At 70.9% G+C, this 17,406-nt stretch carries 17 protein-coding genes; 8 read left to right on the top strand and 9 right to left on the bottom strand.

Annotation, left to right across the window (positions count from 1 at the left end; genetic code table 11):
* Nucleotides 1-32 precede the first annotated feature (32 nt).
* The 5 genes from AQJ27_RS41790 (at nt 33) to AQJ27_RS41810 (ending at nt 3,981) form a co-directional block, all read left to right on the top strand.
* A complete protein-coding gene (locus AQJ27_RS41790) occupies nt 33-1,493 on the top strand; it encodes a glycoside hydrolase family 76 protein (protein WP_079065658.1) in 1,461 nt (486 codons plus the stop codon).
* 271 nt (nt 1,494-1,764) lie between these two features.
* Complete coding sequence (locus AQJ27_RS41795; protein WP_067381210.1) at nt 1,765-2,688, top strand: aldo/keto reductase; 924 nt, start codon at nt 1,765-1,767, stop codon at nt 2,686-2,688.
* Between the two features lie 61 nt (nt 2,689-2,749).
* A complete protein-coding gene (locus AQJ27_RS56815; protein ID WP_159064541.1) occupies nt 2,750-2,995 on the top strand; it encodes a hypothetical protein in 246 nt (81 codons plus the stop codon).
* 97 nt (nt 2,996-3,092) lie between these two features.
* Nucleotides 3,093-3,350, top strand: a complete 258-nt coding sequence (locus AQJ27_RS41805) for a helix-turn-helix domain-containing protein (RefSeq protein ID WP_201264444.1) — start codon at nt 3,093-3,095, stop codon at nt 3,348-3,350.
* A 130-nt stretch (nt 3,351-3,480) separates the two neighbouring features.
* Complete coding sequence (locus AQJ27_RS41810; RefSeq protein WP_067381216.1) at nt 3,481-3,981, top strand: VOC family protein; 501 nt, start codon at nt 3,481-3,483, stop codon at nt 3,979-3,981.
* 55 nt (nt 3,982-4,036) lie between these two features.
* Here AQJ27_RS41810 and AQJ27_RS41815 read toward each other — a convergent pair whose 3' ends face one another.
* From AQJ27_RS41815 to AQJ27_RS41835, 5 genes are all read right to left on the bottom strand, one after another.
* Complete coding sequence (locus AQJ27_RS41815) at nt 4,037-4,387, bottom strand: UBP-type zinc finger domain-containing protein (protein WP_067381219.1); 351 nt, start codon at nt 4,385-4,387, stop codon at nt 4,037-4,039.
* Entirely contained in the window at nt 4,384-5,832 is a 1,449-nt protein-coding gene (locus AQJ27_RS41820) for an ATP-binding protein (protein WP_067381222.1), read from the bottom strand. Before AQJ27_RS41820 ends, AQJ27_RS41815 begins: the two co-directional genes overlap by 4 nt.
* Nucleotides 5,829-7,505 carry an NAD(P)/FAD-dependent oxidoreductase gene (locus AQJ27_RS41825; protein WP_067381225.1) on the bottom strand — a complete coding sequence of 559 codons (1,677 nt, stop codon included), beginning with the start codon at nt 7,503-7,505 and terminating at the stop codon, nt 5,829-5,831. The genes AQJ27_RS41820 and AQJ27_RS41825 overlap by 4 nt, the downstream gene beginning before the upstream one ends.
* A gap of 75 nt (nt 7,506-7,580) precedes the next feature.
* On the bottom strand, nt 7,581-8,831 hold the full coding sequence (locus AQJ27_RS41830) for a DUF4032 domain-containing protein (RefSeq protein WP_067381228.1): 1,251 nt from the start codon (nt 8,829-8,831) through the stop codon (nt 7,581-7,583).
* 49 nt (nt 8,832-8,880) lie between these two features.
* Nucleotides 8,881-9,705, bottom strand: a complete 825-nt coding sequence (locus tag AQJ27_RS41835) for an amidohydrolase family protein (protein ID WP_067381232.1) — start codon at nt 9,703-9,705, stop codon at nt 8,881-8,883.
* Between the two features lie 126 nt (nt 9,706-9,831).
* Between AQJ27_RS41835 and AQJ27_RS41840 the strand changes: the two genes are divergently transcribed.
* A complete protein-coding gene (locus AQJ27_RS41840) occupies nt 9,832-10,401 on the top strand; it encodes a pyridoxamine 5'-phosphate oxidase family protein (protein WP_067381235.1) in 570 nt (189 codons plus the stop codon).
* On the opposite strand, the gene AQJ27_RS41845 is transcribed toward AQJ27_RS41840, so the two are convergent.
* The 3 genes from AQJ27_RS41845 to AQJ27_RS41855 all read right to left on the bottom strand — a co-directional run bounded on the left by AQJ27_RS41845 (nt 10,391) and on the right by AQJ27_RS41855 (nt 14,554).
* Nucleotides 10,391-11,203: an N-formylglutamate amidohydrolase gene (locus tag AQJ27_RS41845; protein WP_067381238.1), complete on the bottom strand. Its 813-nt coding sequence runs from the start codon at nt 11,201-11,203 to the stop codon at nt 10,391-10,393. The two genes, AQJ27_RS41840 and AQJ27_RS41845, sit on opposite strands and share 11 nt — an antisense overlap.
* A gap of 38 nt (nt 11,204-11,241) precedes the next feature.
* A complete protein-coding gene (locus AQJ27_RS41850; protein ID WP_067381241.1) occupies nt 11,242-11,700 on the bottom strand; it encodes a cyclic nucleotide-binding domain-containing protein in 459 nt (152 codons plus the stop codon).
* A gap of 148 nt (nt 11,701-11,848) precedes the next feature.
* A complete protein-coding gene (locus AQJ27_RS41855) occupies nt 11,849-14,554 on the bottom strand; it encodes a SpoIIE family protein phosphatase (RefSeq protein WP_079065659.1) in 2,706 nt (901 codons plus the stop codon).
* Between the two features lie 189 nt (nt 14,555-14,743).
* Here AQJ27_RS41855 and AQJ27_RS41860 point away from each other — a divergent pair, with 189 nt between their 5' ends.
* On the top strand, nt 14,744-14,980 hold the full coding sequence (locus AQJ27_RS41860; RefSeq protein WP_067381246.1) for a DUF6296 family protein: 237 nt from the start codon (nt 14,744-14,746) through the stop codon (nt 14,978-14,980).
* On the opposite strand, the gene AQJ27_RS41865 is transcribed toward AQJ27_RS41860, so the two are convergent.
* Nucleotides 14,938-16,161, bottom strand: coding sequence for an MFS transporter (locus AQJ27_RS41865; RefSeq protein WP_067381249.1), 1,224 nt, complete (start codon nt 16,159-16,161; stop codon nt 14,938-14,940). The two genes, AQJ27_RS41860 and AQJ27_RS41865, sit on opposite strands and share 43 nt — an antisense overlap.
* 213 nt (nt 16,162-16,374) lie before the next feature.
* On the opposite strand from AQJ27_RS41865, the gene AQJ27_RS41870 reads away from it, so the two are divergent.
* Nucleotides 16,375-17,370, top strand: coding sequence for a DUF5937 family protein (locus AQJ27_RS41870; protein WP_067381252.1), 996 nt, complete (start codon nt 16,375-16,377; stop codon nt 17,368-17,370).
* Nucleotides 17,371-17,406 lie beyond the last annotated feature (36 nt).

Raw genomic sequence — 17,406 nt, forward strand, 5'->3', positions numbered from 1 at the left:
GGCCCGCATCCCCCCACGCCCACGGAGCTGACATGAACTCAACGGCAAGACGTGTCCGGAGAATCGGGACCGGACTGATCGCGACGCTGACCCTCCTGATCACGGTCACCGGCGGCGTCGCGACCGCCGCCCCCGAGGCGACGATCTGCAACAAGTACTGTGACGGCCGCGACCCGGCCCTGTCCCCGGGAGACCGGCAGCCGGTCACCGCCACCATCTACTCCCGCACCCTCGCCCTGCACTTCGACGACACCGACGCGATGGGCTGGGCCTCGATCACCAACGGCAGCCCGACCGACGAGGTCTGGCTCGACCGCTCCCTCGACGGCGGCCGCACCTGGAGCTCGGGCAGCAAGCTCGGCGACACCACCATTCCCTCAGGACAAGGGGGTTGGCGCACTCTGATGTACAACGTCGACGACTGGAACAACAACGGCGTCGGCGCGCTGCGGGCCTGCGGCAAGGCGGGGGACCGGGCCGAGATCGCCTGCACGGCATGGGCCCGTACCACCTGGAACGCGTACAGCCGTCCCACGGCGGCGGCCACCGCGCTGATGCAGTCGTACAGCAACTCCACCGGCCTGTTCGACACCACCGGCTGGTGGAACTCCGCCAACGCCCTGACCGCGATCATCGACAACATCCGCGTCACCGGTATGCCCAGCTACAAGTACGCCATCGCGAACACCTACAACCGGCAACTGGGCTCCCAGGGCGGCCAGTTCCGCAACGACTACATCGACGACACGGGCTGGTGGGGGCTCGCCTGGGTCGCCGCGTACGACCTGACCGGCGACAGCCGCTATCTCAACACCGCGCGCGCCGACGCGGACTACATGGCGCAGTACTGGGACTCGACGTGCGGCGGCGGGGTGTGGTGGAGCACGGCGAAGACGTACAAGAACGCCATCGCCAACTCCCTCTACCTGGAGCTGAACGCCGCCCTGCACAACCGTATCGGCGCCGACTCGGTCTATCTCGGCCGGGCGAACGCGGAATGGTCGTGGTTCAAGGGCACCGGCGTGATCAACAGTTCGCACCTGGTCAACGACGGCATCGACCTGTCGACCTGTCGCAACAACGGGTCCACGGCATGGTCGTACAACCAGGGCGTACTCCTCGGCGGGCTGGCCGAGTTGTACCGCGCGACGGGGGACCCGGCCCTGCTGACCACCGGCCGCCAGATCGGTGACGCCTCGACCACCTCCGCATCGCTGAACTCCGGCGGAATCCTGCGCGAGCCGTGTGAGACGAACGGCTGCGGGGCCGACGGGCCGACCTTCAAGGGCGCCTACGTGCGCGGTCTGAGCGCCTTCAACGTCCGGTTGTCCGACCGCCCCTACACCTCGTACCTCGCGCGGCAGGCCGACTCCGCCTACGCCAACGACCGCAACGCCCTCGACGCGTACGGACTGCACTGGGCCGGGCCGATCGACTCCACGGACGCCGCCCGCCAGCAGAGCGCACTCGACCTGATGAACGCGGCGTCCTGACCGGTCGTCGCCGACCGGTGCCGCCCTCCTGGGAGATGGTGGAAGGTGCCGATGACCTGCTGGTGGATGCCCTGTCCGCGCTGCTAGGATGCCGACCATCGCATGAGCCTTCCCGGCGCGGACTCCAATCCGCCGGGGAGGCTTTTTTTCATGCCCGGGTCCAGCCTGCCCCGGCGGACTCGCTTTGACGGCGCTCACCCGCCGAGCGGCCTGAGCGCGCCACGCCGCCCATCGGTTCCTTGTGCCCAACCCGCAAGAGGAGATCCATGTCATGAGTCCACGGACGAACACCGCGCCAGGCACGGGTACTTGGCGACTCGGTGACCTGACCGTCAACCGTGTCGGGTTCGGCGCGATGCGCCTGACCGGGACCGCGCCCTTCGACCGCGGCGTGCCGCGCGACCGCGAACGGTCGATCGGCGTGCTCCGGCGGGCGATCGAGCTCGGCGTGAACCACATCGACACCGCCGCGTTCTACTTCTCGGCGACGCGCTCCGCCAACGAACTGATCAACCGGGCGCTGGCGCCGTACCCGAAGGATCTGGTCATCACCACCAAGGTCTGGCCGGGCCGTGATCCCTCGGGCGGGTGGTGGTGGGCCACACCGGACCAGTTGCGCGGCCAGGTCGAGGAGAACCTGCGCCAACTCGGCCGCGATCACCTGGACGTGGTGAACCTGCGCGTGCCGCCGAGCAGGCGCACCGGTTCGATCGGCGAGCACTTCGGCGCGTTGGCCGAACTGCGCGATGCCGGGCTCATCCGCCACCTCGGTATCTCCAACGTCACGTCCGGGCAACTGGCCGAGGCCCGGGCCATCGCCCCGGTCGTCTGCGTACAGAACCCTTACGGGATCGGTGAGTTGAGCGAGGACCTGGCTCTCCTGCGGCTCTGCGGTGAACTCGGCCTCGCCTTCGTCGCGTTCTTCGCGATCGCCGGTTCCGGGCGCGAGGCGGGTCCGGCCGCCCGTGACAGCGAGGCGGTGTACGCCGTCGCCCGCGCGCACGGTGTGTCCGTCGCGCAGGTCCGGCTGGCCTGGACCTTGCAGCAGGGGCCGCATGTGCTCGCGATCCCGGGCACCGGTGATCCGGACCATCTCGCGCAGAACATGGCGGCCGGCACGCTGCGCCTCTCGGAGGAGGAGATGGCGCGCCTCACCGCGCCGCCCGACCTGTTCGGACCCGCGGCCCAGGCCTGATCCAAACGACGGGCCCTGGTGGCGTAGTCGGTCGTCGTACCAGGCGTTGACCGTGCTGCGGTTGATGATCTTCTGTCCGGCCGGCAGCGCCTCGACCAGCTCGGGAGCGGGCGGCCCCCTCATGCTGTGGGCCGCGGTGGTGGTGACGACCAGCGGGATGTCCAACACGGTCGCCGCCCGTGCCGGCGCCACCACGTTGTGCTTCGGCTCGCCGACCGGGATGTCCCGGACGCCGGACAGCAGGCCCACCTGGTGGTCGACCAGCACCACGGCGGCGTTCTCCCGGGTGATCGACAGCTCACGCTGAACGGAGAGGAGGATCTGGGCGGCGAGCACGCCGAGGTCCGGTTCTGCGGCCTGGTACTCGCTCAACGCCTCTCCCGTCTTGGCGGTCGTCCGCCGCTGTGCGTTCCGTCGAACGCAAACCCGACCCCGGGGACCGCCGCGCCACACTGATCTGCCCCACCGAACGCGGGCTGCTCCAGATGGAGGCCGCCGTCTCCATCATGCGCACGATCGAGGAACGCCACGCGAAGGCAGCGGGGCAGCAGGGGTACGCCGCCTTCAAGGCGGCTCTGCATCGCGTGGCCGATCTCCAACGCAAGATCCAGCACGACAGCCAAGGCGCGCAGACGCGGTCGGCGCGACCGGGTGACCAGTGACGCCGGTGCGGCTTCGGCACCCCGGGGGTGACCGACCGAGGACACCGTGGTCGCCACCGACCGGTGGCCCACGTGCGGTCGCGAGGTCTAGAGTGAGGGCAAAGTGGTTGAATGGCGAACGGAGTTTCCCATGAGTGCACTGGAGCCCCTGGACCTCGCGGCGATCGAGGCGGAGCGCACGCGCATCCGCGACACGCATCTGGCCTCGGACCGGCCGGCGAGTTCCGCACGCGGAGTGCACCACGTGGCGCTGCTCTCCGCCGACGTCGAGCGGACCGTCCGCTTCTACCAGGGCATCCTGGAGTTCCCGCTCACCGAGGTGATCGAGAACCGCGACTACAAGGGTTCCACCCACTTCTTCTTCGACGTCGGCAACGGCAACCTGCTGGCCTTCTTCGACTTCCCCGGCCTCGACCTCGGCCCCTATGCCGAGGTGCTCGGTGGACTGCACCACCTGGCCATCTCCGTCGACCCCAGCACCTGGCAGCGGCTGCGCGAACGGCTCGACGCCGCCGGGGTCGACTACGAGGAGGAGAGCGGCACTTCGCTCTACTTCCGCGACCCCGACGGCGCCCGCGTCGAACTCCTCGCCGAGCCCTTGGGCGAGATGTACGGCAACTCCGTGCGCTGACGTCCGCTGAAGGCGCGGGGCTCAGGGCGCGGGGCTGAAGGTACGGGCCGGCAGGTCAGCCCAGCGCGCTCGCCCAGTTCGCCGGCACCCGCCCCGCGGGGCCCGGTGTCGGCTGGTCCTCGGGGTGGCTCAGCGGGGGAGCGAGGTCCGGGCCGGTCTCGTACAGCTCGGACGTGTCGTAGTTCCAGAACCAGGCCTCGCCGGGTTCGAAGCTGCGGATGATGGGATGGCCGGTGCTCTTCGCGTGCGCCGTGGCGTGCTTGGCGGGCGAGTCGTCGCAACAGCCGATGTGGCCGCACTGCGCACAGCGGCGCAGGTGGAACCACCAGCCGCCGGCGGCGTCGCAGTCCCCGCACCCCGGACCGCTCGGCGGAACACTCGGGTCGATTCCGGCGGGCAGGCTCATGAAGACTCCTCGGGTGTTTCGGTGTCCGTGGCGGTCAGGGGAAGGCGCACCTGGAAACGGGTGTCGCCCGGGACGGACTCCACGTGAAGACTCCCGTGGTGCTTGTTGACAACAATCCGAAACGAGATGTCCAGACCGAGCCCCGTCCCCTCACCGACCGGCTTGGTGGTGAAGAACGGGTCGAAGATGCGGTCGCGGATCTCGGGCGGTACCCCGGGACCGGTGTCGCGGAACTCGACGAGCAGCTGGTCGTGGTCGAGTGCGGTGCGCACGGTCAGGGTCCCCTCGCCGTCCATCGCCGAGACGGCGTTGTCGATGAGGTTCGTCCACACCTGGTTCAACTCGCCCGGATACGCGGGGATCTTCGGCAGCGTACGGTCGAACTCCTTGACGACCTTGACGCCGGAGCCGATCTTCCCGGAGAGCATCATCAGCGTGCTGTCCAGGAGATCGTGGACGTCGACGACCTGATAGGGCGCGCGGTCGAGCTGTGAGTACTGCTTGGCCGCGTCCACGAGGTGCGTGATACGGGTCGTGGAGTCCTCGATCTCGTTCATGAGGAGCTCGGTCTCCACGGTGTAGTTCAGCCAGTGGACGGCGCCCTGGAGCGTCTCCTCGTCCACGGCCGCCGCGACCTGGTCCAGCCAGTCCGTGTCGAGCCCCGCCTGCACGAACGTCGGCGCGAGCTGCCAGCCGCCCGCGATGTCGTGGTCGTCCAGCCAGTCGGCGAGCGCGTCCTCCCGGTCGGAGGTCTCCAGCGGGCTCAGCGGCGTGGCCTTGGCGACCCGCTCGGCGGTGCGCTCCTGGATCTCGACCAGGATTTCCAGAGTGTGGCGCTTGTAGGGGCCCGCGGCGATCGCGCCGAGCTTCTGCCGCATCTTCGCGACCCGCTCCCGCAGCGCGGAGGTGGCCCGGACCGCCGCCGCGGCCGGATTGTTGAGCTCGTGCGTCAGCCCGGCCGACAGCGAACCGAGCGCCAGCAGTCGCTCGCGCTGCCCGATGGTCCGCTGGGCGTTCTGGGTGCCGTAGAAAAGCCCTTCCAACAGGTGTACGGCCATGGGGAACCAGTCCCGCATGATCGAGGAGAAGGTCTCGGCGGGCAGGATGAAGAACCGGGAGGGCACGGTGACGCGGAGGGAGCCCCTGTAGTTCGCCTGGTCCGGCCCGCTCACGTAGGCCTGGGTGGCCCCGGCGTACACCCCGCGCTGGGAGCTGCGGGTGGTCTCCACGTCGTCGGCCCCGACCCGGCGCGACATCACCAGGGTGCCTTCGAGGAGCACGAAGAAGCAGGTCGCCGGATCGCCCTCGATGTAGACGGGGCCCGGGTCGAACTCCTCCACCCGGCCTTCCCGGCACAGCCGGCCCAGCTGGTCCGCGTCCAGCTTCTCGAACAGGAACAGCGTGCTCAGTTCCCCCATGTCGCACGGCATCGGCCGCCCGCTCATGACTGCTCCAGATAACGGTGGACGAGCATGACGGCCATGGCTCCCTCTCCGACCGCGGAAGCGACCCGCTTCGCGGACTCGGCACGTGCGTCCCCGGCCACGAACACGCCGGGAATATTGGTCTCCAGGTGGTACGGCGGCCGGTCCAGCTCCCAGCCCTTGGGCGGCTGCCCGTCGATGGTCATGTCGGGACCCGACGGGATGAATCCGCGCCCGTCCCGCAGCACGGTCCCCTCCAGCCAGTCGGTGAGCGGGGCCGCGCCGATGAACACGAACATCCACTGCGCGTCGACGAGTTCGGTGTGCCCGCTCGTCACGTCCCGCAGGGTGAGCTGCTCCAGATGGTCCGTGCCGTGCGCCGCGTCGACGACCGTGCAGGTGCGCACCGTGATGTTGGACGCCTCCTCGATCTGCTGGATCAGATAGTGCGACATCGAGGCGGACAACGACGTTCCCCGTACGAGGAGGGTGACCGACTTCGCGCCGCGCGACAGGTACATGGCGGCCTGACCGGCCGAGTTCGCCCCGCCCACGATGTACACGTCGTGGCCCTGGCAGGCGGCCGCCTCGGTCAGCGCCGAACCGTAGAAGACGCCGCATCCGGTGAGGTCGGCCAGGCCGGGCGCCTGCAACTGCCGGTACGAGACACCGGTCGCCAGGATCACCGCGTGCGCGGAGATCGCCGAGCCGTCCGAGAAACGGATGGTGCGGGAGGCTCCGGTGACCTCGAGGCCGGTCACCTCGCGCGCGGTGAGGATCTCGGCGCCGAACTTCGCCGCCTGCCGCCGCGCCCGGTCCGTGAGCTGGCCCCCGGACACCCCGTCCGGGAAGCCGAGGTAGTTCTCGATGCGTGAGCTCTGCCCGGCCTGCCCACCGGTCGCCGACCGCTCCACGAGCACGGTCCGCAGCCCCTCGGACGCGCCGTACACGGCGGCTCCGAGTCCGGCCGGACCGCCGCCGATGACGACGAGGTCGTAGAACTCCGACGTCGGCGTCGTGGCCAGGCCGACCCGCGCCGCGAGATCCGGATCGTCGGGCTCGACCAGCGGTGTACCGTCCGGCGTGATCACCAGCGGCAGCCGCTCCCCGTCCTGACCGGCCGCGGACAGCAGCCGCTGCCCCTCCGGTGTGTCGGACGAGTACCAGCGGTACGGCACCTGGTTGCGGGCCAGGAACTCCCGTACGTCCGAGGAGCGCGCCGACCATCGGTGCCCGACCACCTTGCAGGTCGCCACGGGCCGGTAGTCGCTGGTCCGCCAGGCGTCCAGCAGATCGTCGAGGACCGGGTAGAGCTTCTCCTCCGGCGGATCCCACGGCTTGAGCAGGTAGTGGTCCAGATCGATCACGTTGATCGCGTCGATCGCCGCGTTCGTGTCCGCGTACGCGGTCAGCAGCACCCTGCGTGCGCCGGGGTACACGTCGAGCGCCTGTTCCAGGAACTCGATGCCGTTCATCTGCGGCATCCGGTAGTCGGCGAGGATCACCGCCACCTGGTCGCCCCGCAGCTTCAGCTCCTTGAGCGCGTCCAGCGCGGCATCCCCGGACTCCGCGCGCACGATCCGGTGCGACTCGCCGTAGCGGCGCCTGAGATCGCGCGCCACGGCGCGCGACACCCCGGGATCGTCATCCACGGTCAGAATGACGGTCCGCGCTGTAGCGGCGGCCTGTGCCATACGTCTCCCACCCCGAGCAGGACAGTGTCGTCCTCAATCGTATGTACGAATGGTCGCCTTCGCTCTGGAACCGCTTCACGCGGGCTCTGTGGGGGCCTCCGCCGGTGGCAGCAGGGACTCCCGCAGCTTGGGGAGGATGTTGGTGACGTAGTCCTCCACGGCGGTGTCCAGGCCGATGTCGTGCTGGGCCTGCTCGGACAGGTACCAGCGGTGTTCGAGGAGCTCGTGGTAGATCTCGGCCGGGTCCATGGAGCCGCGCAGGTCCAGCGGCACCGCACGGACGGTCGGCCGGAACACGTCCCGCACCCAGCGGTGGGCGAGGACCTCCGGGCGGGCGGTCAGGGGGTCGCCAGGCGTGTAGTCGTCCTGGGTGGCCATCCAGCTCTCCAGGTCGTTCAGGAGGCGGCGCGCCTGGTTCTCCTCGGCGTCGAGCCCGGTCAGCCGCAGCAGCTGGCGCTGGTGGTGGCCCGCGTCGACGACCTTGGGCACGAAGGTCACCGTGTCCCCGTTCGAGGAGTGCGCGATCTGCATCTCGGCGACGTCGAAACCGAGGTCGTTCAGGCGGCGGATCCGGCGGTCGATGTAGTGGTGCTTGCCCGCCGGGTAGACGGATGTGCGGGTCAGCTCGTCCCACAGGCTCTGGTAGCGCGCGCAGATCTCCATGCCGAACTCGATCGGATCGACGGAGGGGTGCAGGGCCCCCGCGGCCTCCAGGTCCAGCAGCTCCCCACTGATGTTGACGCGGGCGAGATCGAGGTCGTACTCCCGTTGCCCACTGCTCAGTCGCGGGTGCAGCTCCCCGGTCTCGGCGTCCACGAGATACGCCGCGTACGCTCCGGCGTCGCGCCGGAACAGCGTGTTGGACAGCGAGCAGTCGCCCCACGCGAACCCCGCCAGATGCAGCCGCACCAGCAGCACCGCCAGCGCGTCCATCAGGCGGTGCATGGTGGCGGGCCGCATGGTCGTCTCGAACATCGACCGGTAGGGCATCGAGCCGCCCAGGTGCCGGGTGATGAGGACGGGCTCCAGCGGGCCGCCCTCGCCGTCGGTGCGCCCGGTGACCACGGCGAGCGGGTCCACGGCGGGGATGGCGAGCCGGTCCAGGCTGCGCAGCAGTTCGTACTCGCGCAGGGCGGGCCGCTCGGCCAGCTCCTTGACGGCCACGACCTCGGTCCCGGCGCGCGCGTAGCGCACCACGTGCCGCGAGATGCCGCGGGGGAGCGGGACCAGGTAGTGCTCCGGCCACTCCTCCAGGGGCAGTTGCCAGGGCAGTTCGAGCAGGAGCGCGGGGTGCTCCGGGTTGGTGGCGCTGATCTGCAAAGCCATCGACGGGCTGCCCTCACCTCGGGGTCGAACGTGTACCTGGCCCCAGCATCTACGAATGATCCCCGAGGCGGAAGACGCGGCGGGCGTTGCCCGCCAGGAACAACTCGGTGGTCTCGGCGTCGAGGCGCAGGTCAGGAAGGTGTTCCAGGGCCTGACTCGGCGTGATCATGGGGTAGTTGGAGCCGAAGAGGACCTTGCGCCGTCCCCGGCCGCGCAGATAGTCGACCAGTTCGGTCGGGTAGCGGCGGGCGGTGTAGGCGCTGGTGTCGATGTGGACGTTGGCGTGTTTGTCGGCCACCGAGATCATCTCCGTGGTCCACGGGTAGCCGATGTGCCCGCAGACAATGGTCAGCTCGGGGAAGTCCAGCGCGACCTGGTCGATGTACGGGATCGGCCGGCCCGTCTCGGAGGGGCGCAGCGGTCCGGTGTGTCCGACCTGGGTGCAGAACGGGATGCCGAGCTCGACGCAGGCGGTGTACAGCGGGTAGTAGAGCCGGTCGGTGGGCGGCAGCTGCCACAGCCACGGCACGATCCTGAGGGCCACGAAGCCCAGCTCCTGGACGGCCCGCCGCAGCTCCCGCACGGCCGCGACGGGCTTGGTCAGGTCCACGCCCGCGACCCCGCGCAGCCGCCCTTCGGACCGGGCGACGAACTCGGCGACCTCGTCGTTGTCGATGAGGGGCCCCTGCGGCCCGTACCAGGCCGCGGACAGCCCGATCTCCACGTCGGCAGCCGCGAGCGCCGCCACCGTGACCTTCACCGGAAGCGGTTCCTCCGGCAGCCCCATGCCGGTCCAGCGGCGCAGCGACTCGAACATCTCGTGGTTGGAGTGGCGCGGTGTGGGGTGCTGCATCCACGCGTCGATGACCGGCATGATCCCCTACCCTCCCCGGGCTCGTTGCTAAGCGATTGCTCATCCCGACCTTAGACGGGGTCCGCGCGCGGAGTCGGCGCTTGACGGGAACCATGGGTGAGGACCGAGGACCGAGAGGACTCCGCCATGCCGACACGGGCACAGACGCAGGAACCCCAGGCCGATCTGGACGCGCGCTACAGCTCTCCCGGGGCCACCGCCACTCCCTGGGCCGAGGCCGTCTCCCGCCTGGAGAAGGCCGAGATCTTCTGGCTGTCGACGGTACGTCCGGACGGCCGACCCCACGTGACCCCACTGATGTCGGTGTGGCTGGACGAGGCGCTCCACTTCGCCACCGGCGCGCGCGAGCGCAAGGGGCTGAACCTCGCCGCCAACCCGCACGTCGTTCTCACCACCGGCGCCAACGCCTACGGCGAGGGCCTCGACCTGGTGGTCGAGGGCGACGCGGTCCGGATCACCGACGAGAAGCGGCTGGCCGAGCTGGCGGCGGCGTGGGAGGCGAAGTACGGCCCGGAGTGGCACTTCGAGGTGCGGAACGGGGCCTTCGACTCCGCCACGGCGGCTGCGGCGCCGCCGTCGACGGAGGAAGCCGGGGACGCGGGCCTCGCCCTGGTCTTCGAGGTGGCGCCCCACAGCGTCTTCGGGTTCGGCAGGGGCAGGAGTTTCAGCCAGACCTGTTATCGCTTCACCCGCTGACCATGGCATCGACGAGAGCGGTCAGCGCCGAGGTGAGTCGTGAGAACCCGGGGCCTGTGGGGCCGCCCGGTTCGGTCATGTACATGTCCCGCCGGATCTCCACCATCAGAGCGGTGACCCGCGGCTCCCTCTCGTAGAAGCGCAGTGGGACGTACGCGCCGGAGAACGGGCTGTCGATCCCGACACCGCTCAGGCCCGCGAACGCCTTCTCCGCGAGGGCGACCAGCTCGGGCGGCGTGTGGAAGGAGTCGGTTCCCAGACAGACCTGCGGTCGCGGACCGTCGCCGTGCAGCTCGTAGGGCAGCCGGGCCGTCGGATACGAGTGGACGTCGACGATCACCGCCCGCCCGGTGACGGCGAGCCGGTCGGCCACCGCCGCGGTCATGGCCGCCGCGTACGGGTGGAAGTAGTGCTCGATCAGTGGCCGCGGGTCGACGTCGGCGGGCCGCAGCGGTGTGCGCCGGGTCGTCCGTGTGTAGACCGCGCCCATTCCGACGGACAGCATCTCCTCCCGGTCGTCGGGAAAGCGTTCGGGATCGACCACCAGCCGGGACAGCCGGTTCACGAACCGCCATGGCGTGACCTCGGCCGCCCGCGCCGCGGCCGCGGCCAGCTCCGCGGTGTGCGCGTCGGTGATGTGGTCCAACTCCCGCTCCAGCGCGGCGTCGTCGAGCGCGATGCCGGCGCGCACCAGCGCCGGAATGCGCCGCGAGGAGTGGGGGACGTGCAGGATGACGGGGGAGTCGGGGGCACCGGGCAGGAGCTCGAAGGACGTCTCGTTGCGGTCAGGAGTCTGGTTCACGTGAGATTCCTATCGCAGCCAGGTCCCCGCCGCTCACCTCAGCGCACACCGCCACCGCCGTGGCGCGCGTAGTGTTCGATCAGGGCCGCCCGGGTCGTCTCCAGGCGGTGCGCGAGGATCGCGGCGATGGTCCGGGTCAGCGACAGTTCCAGGGCCGGATCCTGGTCGCACAGCGTGCGCACCTCCGCGGCATCGAACTCGTAAGCGCGCACGGGACTGAACGCCTCGGCGCCGAAGTCCCAGTGGTGCGGCGGGAACAGCCACGACCAGCCGAGCAGATCGCCGGGTCCCAGCGTCGCCACGGAGATGCGTCGCTCACCGACGACCCGCTGGTGCAGGGAGACCGTGCCGGAGCGGACCACCCAGAAACGGTCCGCGGTTCCCCCCGCCTCGAAGATCTTTCCGTCCGCCGGGAAGGAGACCTCCCGGGCCAGGGACATCAGCCGTGCCCGATGGTCGGGGGAGAGGGCGGGCAGCAGCCGGAGAGCAGTGGGCATCGCGGACCTCCATCGCACCGCCGCAGGGCCCCATGGACGCGACGGCACATGTCGTACCGGTATATCCGGTCATCTCCATTGGACCGGCAACCACGGAATTCGTCGCGCCGGGGACCGGATCGAGACCGTGGGCCCTCCCGCGGGCCGCTCAGGGCAGCGGTTGTTCGGCCCAGATGACCTTCCCGGCCGGGGTGTAGCGGGTGCCCCAGCGTTCGGCGAGCTGGGCGACGAGGAACAGGCCGCGTCCGCCCTCGTCCGTGGTGGCCGCGTACCGCAGGCGGGGTGAGGTGCTGCTGTTGTCCGAGACCTCGCAGATCAGGCTGCGGTCACGCAGCACGCGGACCTGGATGGTGCCACTGCCGTAGCGGATGGCGTTCGTGACCAGTTCGCTGAGGATCAGCTCGGTGGTGAACGCCATGTCGTCCAGGCCCCACTCCGCCAGCTGCCGGGTGACCGAGGCGCGTACCTCCCCCACCGCCGCCGGTTCGGACGGCACCTGCCATTCGGCGATGTGCTCGGCGCCGAGTGTGCGGGTGCCCGCGACGAGCAGGGCGATGTCGTCGCTCGGGCGGGCTGGGAGCAGGGCGTCCAGGACCGCCTGACAGGTGTCCTCCGGTGACCGGTCGACCCCCGTGAGGGCGGCGCGCAGCAGTTCGAGCCCCTCGTCGATGTCCCGTTCCCGGTCCTCGACGAGTCCGTCCGTGTAGAGCACCAGACGGCTGCCCTCTTCCAGCTTGAGCTCGGCTGTCTCGAACGGCAGACCCCCGAGCCCCAGCGGAGGCCCGGCGGGCACATCGGGGAACTCCACGCTGCCGTCGGGACGGACCAGCGCCGGGGGCGGATGGCCGGCCCGGGCGACCGTGCAGAGCCGGGAGGCCGGGTCGTAGACGGCGTACAGGCAGGTGGCGCCGGTGATCGCGGCGCTGCTGTCCGCCGACGCCTCGTCCTGGTCGATGCGGCCGACCAGCTCGTCGAGGAGCCCGATGATCTCGTCCGGCGGCAGGTCCAGGGCGGAGAAGTTGTGGACGGCGGTCCGCAGCCGTCCCATCGTTGCCGCCGCGTGCAGTCCGTGGCCGACGACATCCCCCACGACGACGGCGACCCGGGCGCCGGACAGCGGCAGCACGTCGAACCAGTCCCCGCCCACCCCCGCCTGCGCCGGAAGATAGCGGTAGGCGATGTCCAGGGCGCTCTGCTCGGGCAGGTTGCGCGGCAGCAGACTGCGCTGCAGCGTCACGGCCATGGTGTGCTCGCGCGTGTAGCGGCGCGCGTTGTCGATGGAGACGGCGGCACGGGCGACCAGTTCCTCGGCGAGCGCCAGCTCCTCCTCGTCGAAGGGCTCGGGCTTGCGGGAGCGCCAGAAGTTGACGACGCCCATCACCAGGGGGCCCACCCGCAGGGGCACGGTGATCAGCGAGTGGATGCCGTACTCCACCACCTGCGTCGTGCGTTCCAGGTCCTGGGCGAGCCAGCCCGGGGCCCCTTCGAGGTCGGGCTCGACGACGGCCTCGCCCGTGCGCAGGCTCCGGGCCTGGGGAGTGGAGGCGACGAAGCGGATCTTCTCGCCCACCGGGTAGAGCGGGGCGTCCTTGCGGATGCCGCTGCACGCGGTACGGCGCAGCTCGGTGACTCCGTCCGGCTCCTCCCCGTTCAGTACGGCGTCCGCCAGGTCCACGGTCACGAAGTCCGCGAACCGCGGAACGGCCACCTCGGCCAGCGTCTCGGCGGTGCGGGTCACGTCCAGACTGGTGCCGACGCCCACCCCGATGTCGTACAGGAGCTTGAGGCGCTCGCGCGCCACCTCGGCCCGGCCGGACAGCGCGCGCAGCTCGGTCGAGTCACGCAGGGTGGCCACACTGCCGGGCGGACCGCCCTGGAGGTCCGTGGGCCGCTGGTTGATGGCCAGCAGCCGGTCCCCGACCAGGTGCACCTCGTCCGTGGCGACCCGTCCCGAGGCGAGCAGCTCGGCGGTGTCCGTCTCGAGGCCCAGTTCCAGGACATGCCGTCCTTCGGCGTCGGCGGGCAGGTCGAGCAGGCGCTGTGCCTCGTCGTTGGCGAGCAGTAGCCGTCCCTCGCCGCCGGCGATGATCACCCCCTCCCGGACGGCGTGCAGCACCGCGTCGTGGTGCTCGTACATCCGGGTCATCTCGTACGGGCCCAAGCCGTGTGTCTGGCGCAGCAGGCGCCGGCTCACGAGCGCCGTACCCCCGGTGGCCAGGGCGAGCGCGGCGGCCGCGGCGCCCAGCAGGAGGGGCAGCTGCCGGTCCGCGACGCCGCCCACGTTGGCGGTCGTGATACCGGCCGACACCATGCCCACGACCTTGCCGTCGGGCGCCTTGACGGGAACCGTGGCCTGCACCAGCGGCCCGATGGTCCCGTTGATCTCCTCGGTGATGGAGTGGCCGGCCAGCACGGGGGCGGTGTTCCCGACGAACTTCTTGCCGATCCGGTCCGGTTTGGGGTGGGTGTAGCGGATCCCGTCGGTGTTCATCACGACGATGAAGTCCACGTGGGACTGCTTGCGGGCGGCCTCGGCCTGCGGCTGCAGCACGAGCGTGGGGTGGGGGCTGCTCAGCGCCTCACGGGTGCCGGGCGCGTGGGCGAACGTCTCGGCGACGGCCAGTGAACGATTGCGGGCCTCCTGCGTGCTGTCGTGCCGTACCTGCAGCACCAGCGCCACCACCGCGGAGACGATCAGCAGCAGCACGATCACCACTTGCAGCACGAACACCTGGCCCGCGACGCTGCGCCCGCCCAGCGCGGACCGCGGTCCCCACGCGGGTCTGCGCCCCGCGCGCGGACCGTCTGGGCGAGGGGTCGACCGAGCCCGGGATCGACCCAAGAGCCGGACCATGTGCCTATGTCTACACTGCCGGGCGCCCCGAGGCGAGAGGCGGCGCGTGGTGTGACAGGGGCCGGTTCGGGCCCCGTGGCACGGGCCGCTCGGCGAGTGCTGCTGTCGGGCTGATCTGGCCGCATCATGGAGGAGGGTCGATTTGCCCGCCTATGTAACTCTGGCTTGTCTCGGGTACGGGAGGTCGTCATGCACACTCCGGACCGCTACCGGTTGATCTTCACCCATCAGGAATCAGGCGTCGGCGTCATCACCGACGAGGTGGTCGTCGAACGGACCGACACCTTTGGACCGGGCGGGAACCCGGTGTACTCGGACCCCACCGGCATACTCCGCGCCGAGATCAGCACAGCGGGGGAAGTGCGGATGCTGGCCAGCGGCGGCTACCAGTCGCCGATGGTCCCCACCGCCGAACCACTGCCCTGACCGTCCGGCCTCGCCCGCGACGAGCCGGCCGCGGGCCAGGCCAATGCGGCCAGGGCGCCGAGCGTGAGCAGTGCGCCGACCAGGAACGTCCCGCGCACCCCGGCGGCGTGGAGCACGGCGCCGCCGGTCAGCGCGCCCGCCGCGACGCCCGCGTTGAAGGCGGCCGAGTTCGCCGCCAGGGCGAGTTCCGTGCGTCCCGGCGCGACGTGGAGGACCTGACTCTGCGTGGCCATGAAGACGGGGCCCACCGACGCGCCCAGGAGCATCAGCAGGGCGACGGCCGCCACCTGACTGCGCCCGCCGCCCAGGTACAGCCCGAGCAGCGCCACCGCCTGGGTCGCCACCGGGACCGTCAGGGTTGCGCGCGGGAAGCGGTCGAGGAGCGGGCCGGCCGCCGAGACGCCCGCGATGCCCGCCACCCCGAACGCCAGCAGCACGGCGCTCACCGAATCCCTGGAGAAACCGCTCACGTCGTCGAGGAAGGCGACGACGTAGGTGAATCCCGCGAAGGCGCCGGTGACCGACAGCGCGGTGGTCGCCAGCACCACGGCGAACCGGCGGACGTCGGGAGCCGCCCCGTACGCCGCGTGCCCCTCGTCCGGGCGCGAGGTCGGCAGCAGGATGGCGACGGCGACGAGCGCGACGAGGCCGAGCGCCCCGAGCACCACGAAGGGCGCCCGCCAGCCGCTGTGCCCGCCCAGCCAGGTACCCGCCGGAACCCCGAGCACCGTGGCGAGTGAGCCCCCGACGGACAGCAGCCCGATCACCCGCCCGCGCCGCTCGGGCGGGAACAATCCCACGGCGACCGGACCCATCACCGCCCAGAACAGCGCCTGGGCCAGCGCGGTCGCGATCCGTGCCGCGAGCAGGAAGCCGTACGAGACATCGCTCAGCGCCGACATCCAGCTGGCCACCACGAGCAGTCCCAGCAGGCCCGACAGCAGATGGCGGCGAGGAACCGACCGGGTCAGGTGCGCGACGGGCAGCGAGACGACGGCCACGGTCAGGCCGTACCCGGTGACCAGCAGCCCGACGGAGGAGAGCGACACACGCAGGTCGTCCGCGATGAGCGGGAGCAGTCCGACGGGCAGATTCTCCGTGGTGTTGAAGGTGAACGCGGCCAGCATGAGTGCGGCGACGACGGCGGCTCTGCGCCAGGTGGTGAGACGAACGCTCGCCATCCACGAGCCTTTCTGCGAAGGGGTGTTGAGAGGGGTTGCCGAGGCGGCTTTTGAGGGGGTGCCGAAGGGGGAGGGGCGGCCGGATGCGGCCACGGCCAGCCTGCGGGGTCCTCGCGCGGCCCACTACTCTTTCGGCTGGAGCCGAATCGCCCGTCCCGACCCGGTGAGCTCGGCGACCCCGTGAGCTCGGCCGAAGACCCGTCGGAGACTGTTTTGCCGCTGACCCTGCACCTCGGTACCGACGATCTGACGCGTTGCCGGTTCGCGGTGTCCCCGCTCTGTCAGACGCACGAGGCGTTGCGCATGCTGCGGCGCCCGGACCGGCACGCCTTCCACCGGGACTGGCTGCGGCGCGTGCGCGACATCGTGGCGGGCCTGGACCTGGTGGAGCTGTGGTTGTTCATCCCCCGCAAGGGCGGTTACACCCCGGACTTCCTGGGACCGCCGCCGCGGACGCCGAACGCCTCCTTCGAGGAGGAGCTGGCCCAGATGCGCGCCACCGACCCCGCCATGGCCCGTACGGAGCTGGCGCGTTCGCTCGCCTGCACACCCGGCGCCGCCGCATCGCCGTACGGGCGGGCGGCGTTGGAGGACCCGGCGGGCACCGTGCGACGCCTCGCCGACCTCACCGAGCGGGCCTGGCACGCGCTGCTCGCGCCGGACTGGCCCCGCCACCAGGCACTCCTGGATGCCGATATCGCCTACCGCTCACGGCAGTTGGCGGACGGCGGCCTCGAGGCACTCTTCGGCGACCTGCACCCGGAGATCGAGTGGGCGGACGACACCCTCACGCTGCGCATGTACGCCGACCTGAAGGAGGCGCAGGGGCCCGACGGGCGGGGTGTGCTGCTGATGCCCAGTGTCTTCGTACGGCCTGACGTGGTGAGCGGCTTCGCCCGGCCCTGGCAGCCGACGGTGATCTATCCGGCCCGGGGCGCGGGCGGCCCGCCGACCGGGGCCGCTCCCGCCGAGGCGCCCACCGCGCTGGCCCGGCTGCTCGGACCCCACCGCGCCGCCGTCCTCGTCGGCCTCGACGGTCCCGCCTCGACCACGACCCTGGCGAACCGCCACGGCCTGGCCCCGTCGTCGGTCTCGTCCCACCTCTCGGTGCTGCGCGAGGCCGGACTGCTGGTGTCGCACCGACAGGGGCAGTACGTCCTCTACGAGCGCACGGCGCTGGGGGACGCGCTGGCGGCCGGGGCCCGGTGAGCTACGGGGCGCCCTTGCAGGTGACGGTGAAGTGCG

It is taken from the genome of Streptomyces olivochromogenes (assembly GCF_001514115.1).
GTDB classification, from domain to species: Bacteria; Actinomycetota; Actinomycetes; order Streptomycetales; family Streptomycetaceae; genus Streptomyces; species Streptomyces olivochromogenes.

Coding starts and splice junctions, on each gene's coding strand:
- AQJ27_RS41790 (WP_079065658.1), top strand. CDS start 33: ATGAACTCAACGGCAAGACGTGTCCGGAGAATCGGGACCGGACTGATC.
- AQJ27_RS41795 (WP_067381210.1), top strand. CDS start 1,765: ATGAGTCCACGGACGAACACCGCGCCAGGCACGGGTACTTGGCGACTC.
- AQJ27_RS41810 (WP_067381216.1), top strand. CDS start 3,481: ATGAGTGCACTGGAGCCCCTGGACCTCGCGGCGATCGAGGCGGAGCGC.
- AQJ27_RS41815 (WP_067381219.1), bottom strand. CDS start 4,387: ATGAGCCTGCCCGCCGGAATCGACCCGAGTGTTCCGCCGAGCGGTCCG.
- AQJ27_RS41820 (WP_067381222.1), bottom strand. CDS start 5,832: ATGAGCGGGCGGCCGATGCCGTGCGACATGGGGGAACTGAGCACGCTG.
- AQJ27_RS41825 (WP_067381225.1), bottom strand. CDS start 7,505: ATGGCACAGGCCGCCGCTACAGCGCGGACCGTCATTCTGACCGTGGAT.
- AQJ27_RS41830 (WP_067381228.1), bottom strand. CDS start 8,831: ATGGCTTTGCAGATCAGCGCCACCAACCCGGAGCACCCCGCGCTCCTG.
- AQJ27_RS41835 (WP_067381232.1), bottom strand. CDS start 9,705: ATGCCGGTCATCGACGCGTGGATGCAGCACCCCACACCGCGCCACTCC.
- AQJ27_RS41840 (WP_067381235.1), top strand. CDS start 9,832: ATGCCGACACGGGCACAGACGCAGGAACCCCAGGCCGATCTGGACGCG.
- AQJ27_RS41850 (WP_067381241.1), bottom strand. CDS start 11,700: ATGCCCACTGCTCTCCGGCTGCTGCCCGCCCTCTCCCCCGACCATCGG.
- AQJ27_RS41855 (WP_079065659.1), bottom strand. CDS start 14,554: ATGGTCCGGCTCTTGGGTCGATCCCGGGCTCGGTCGACCCCTCGCCCA.
- AQJ27_RS41860 (WP_067381246.1), top strand. CDS start 14,744: ATGCACACTCCGGACCGCTACCGGTTGATCTTCACCCATCAGGAATCA.
- AQJ27_RS41865 (WP_067381249.1), bottom strand. CDS start 16,161: ATGGCGAGCGTTCGTCTCACCACCTGGCGCAGAGCCGCCGTCGTCGCC.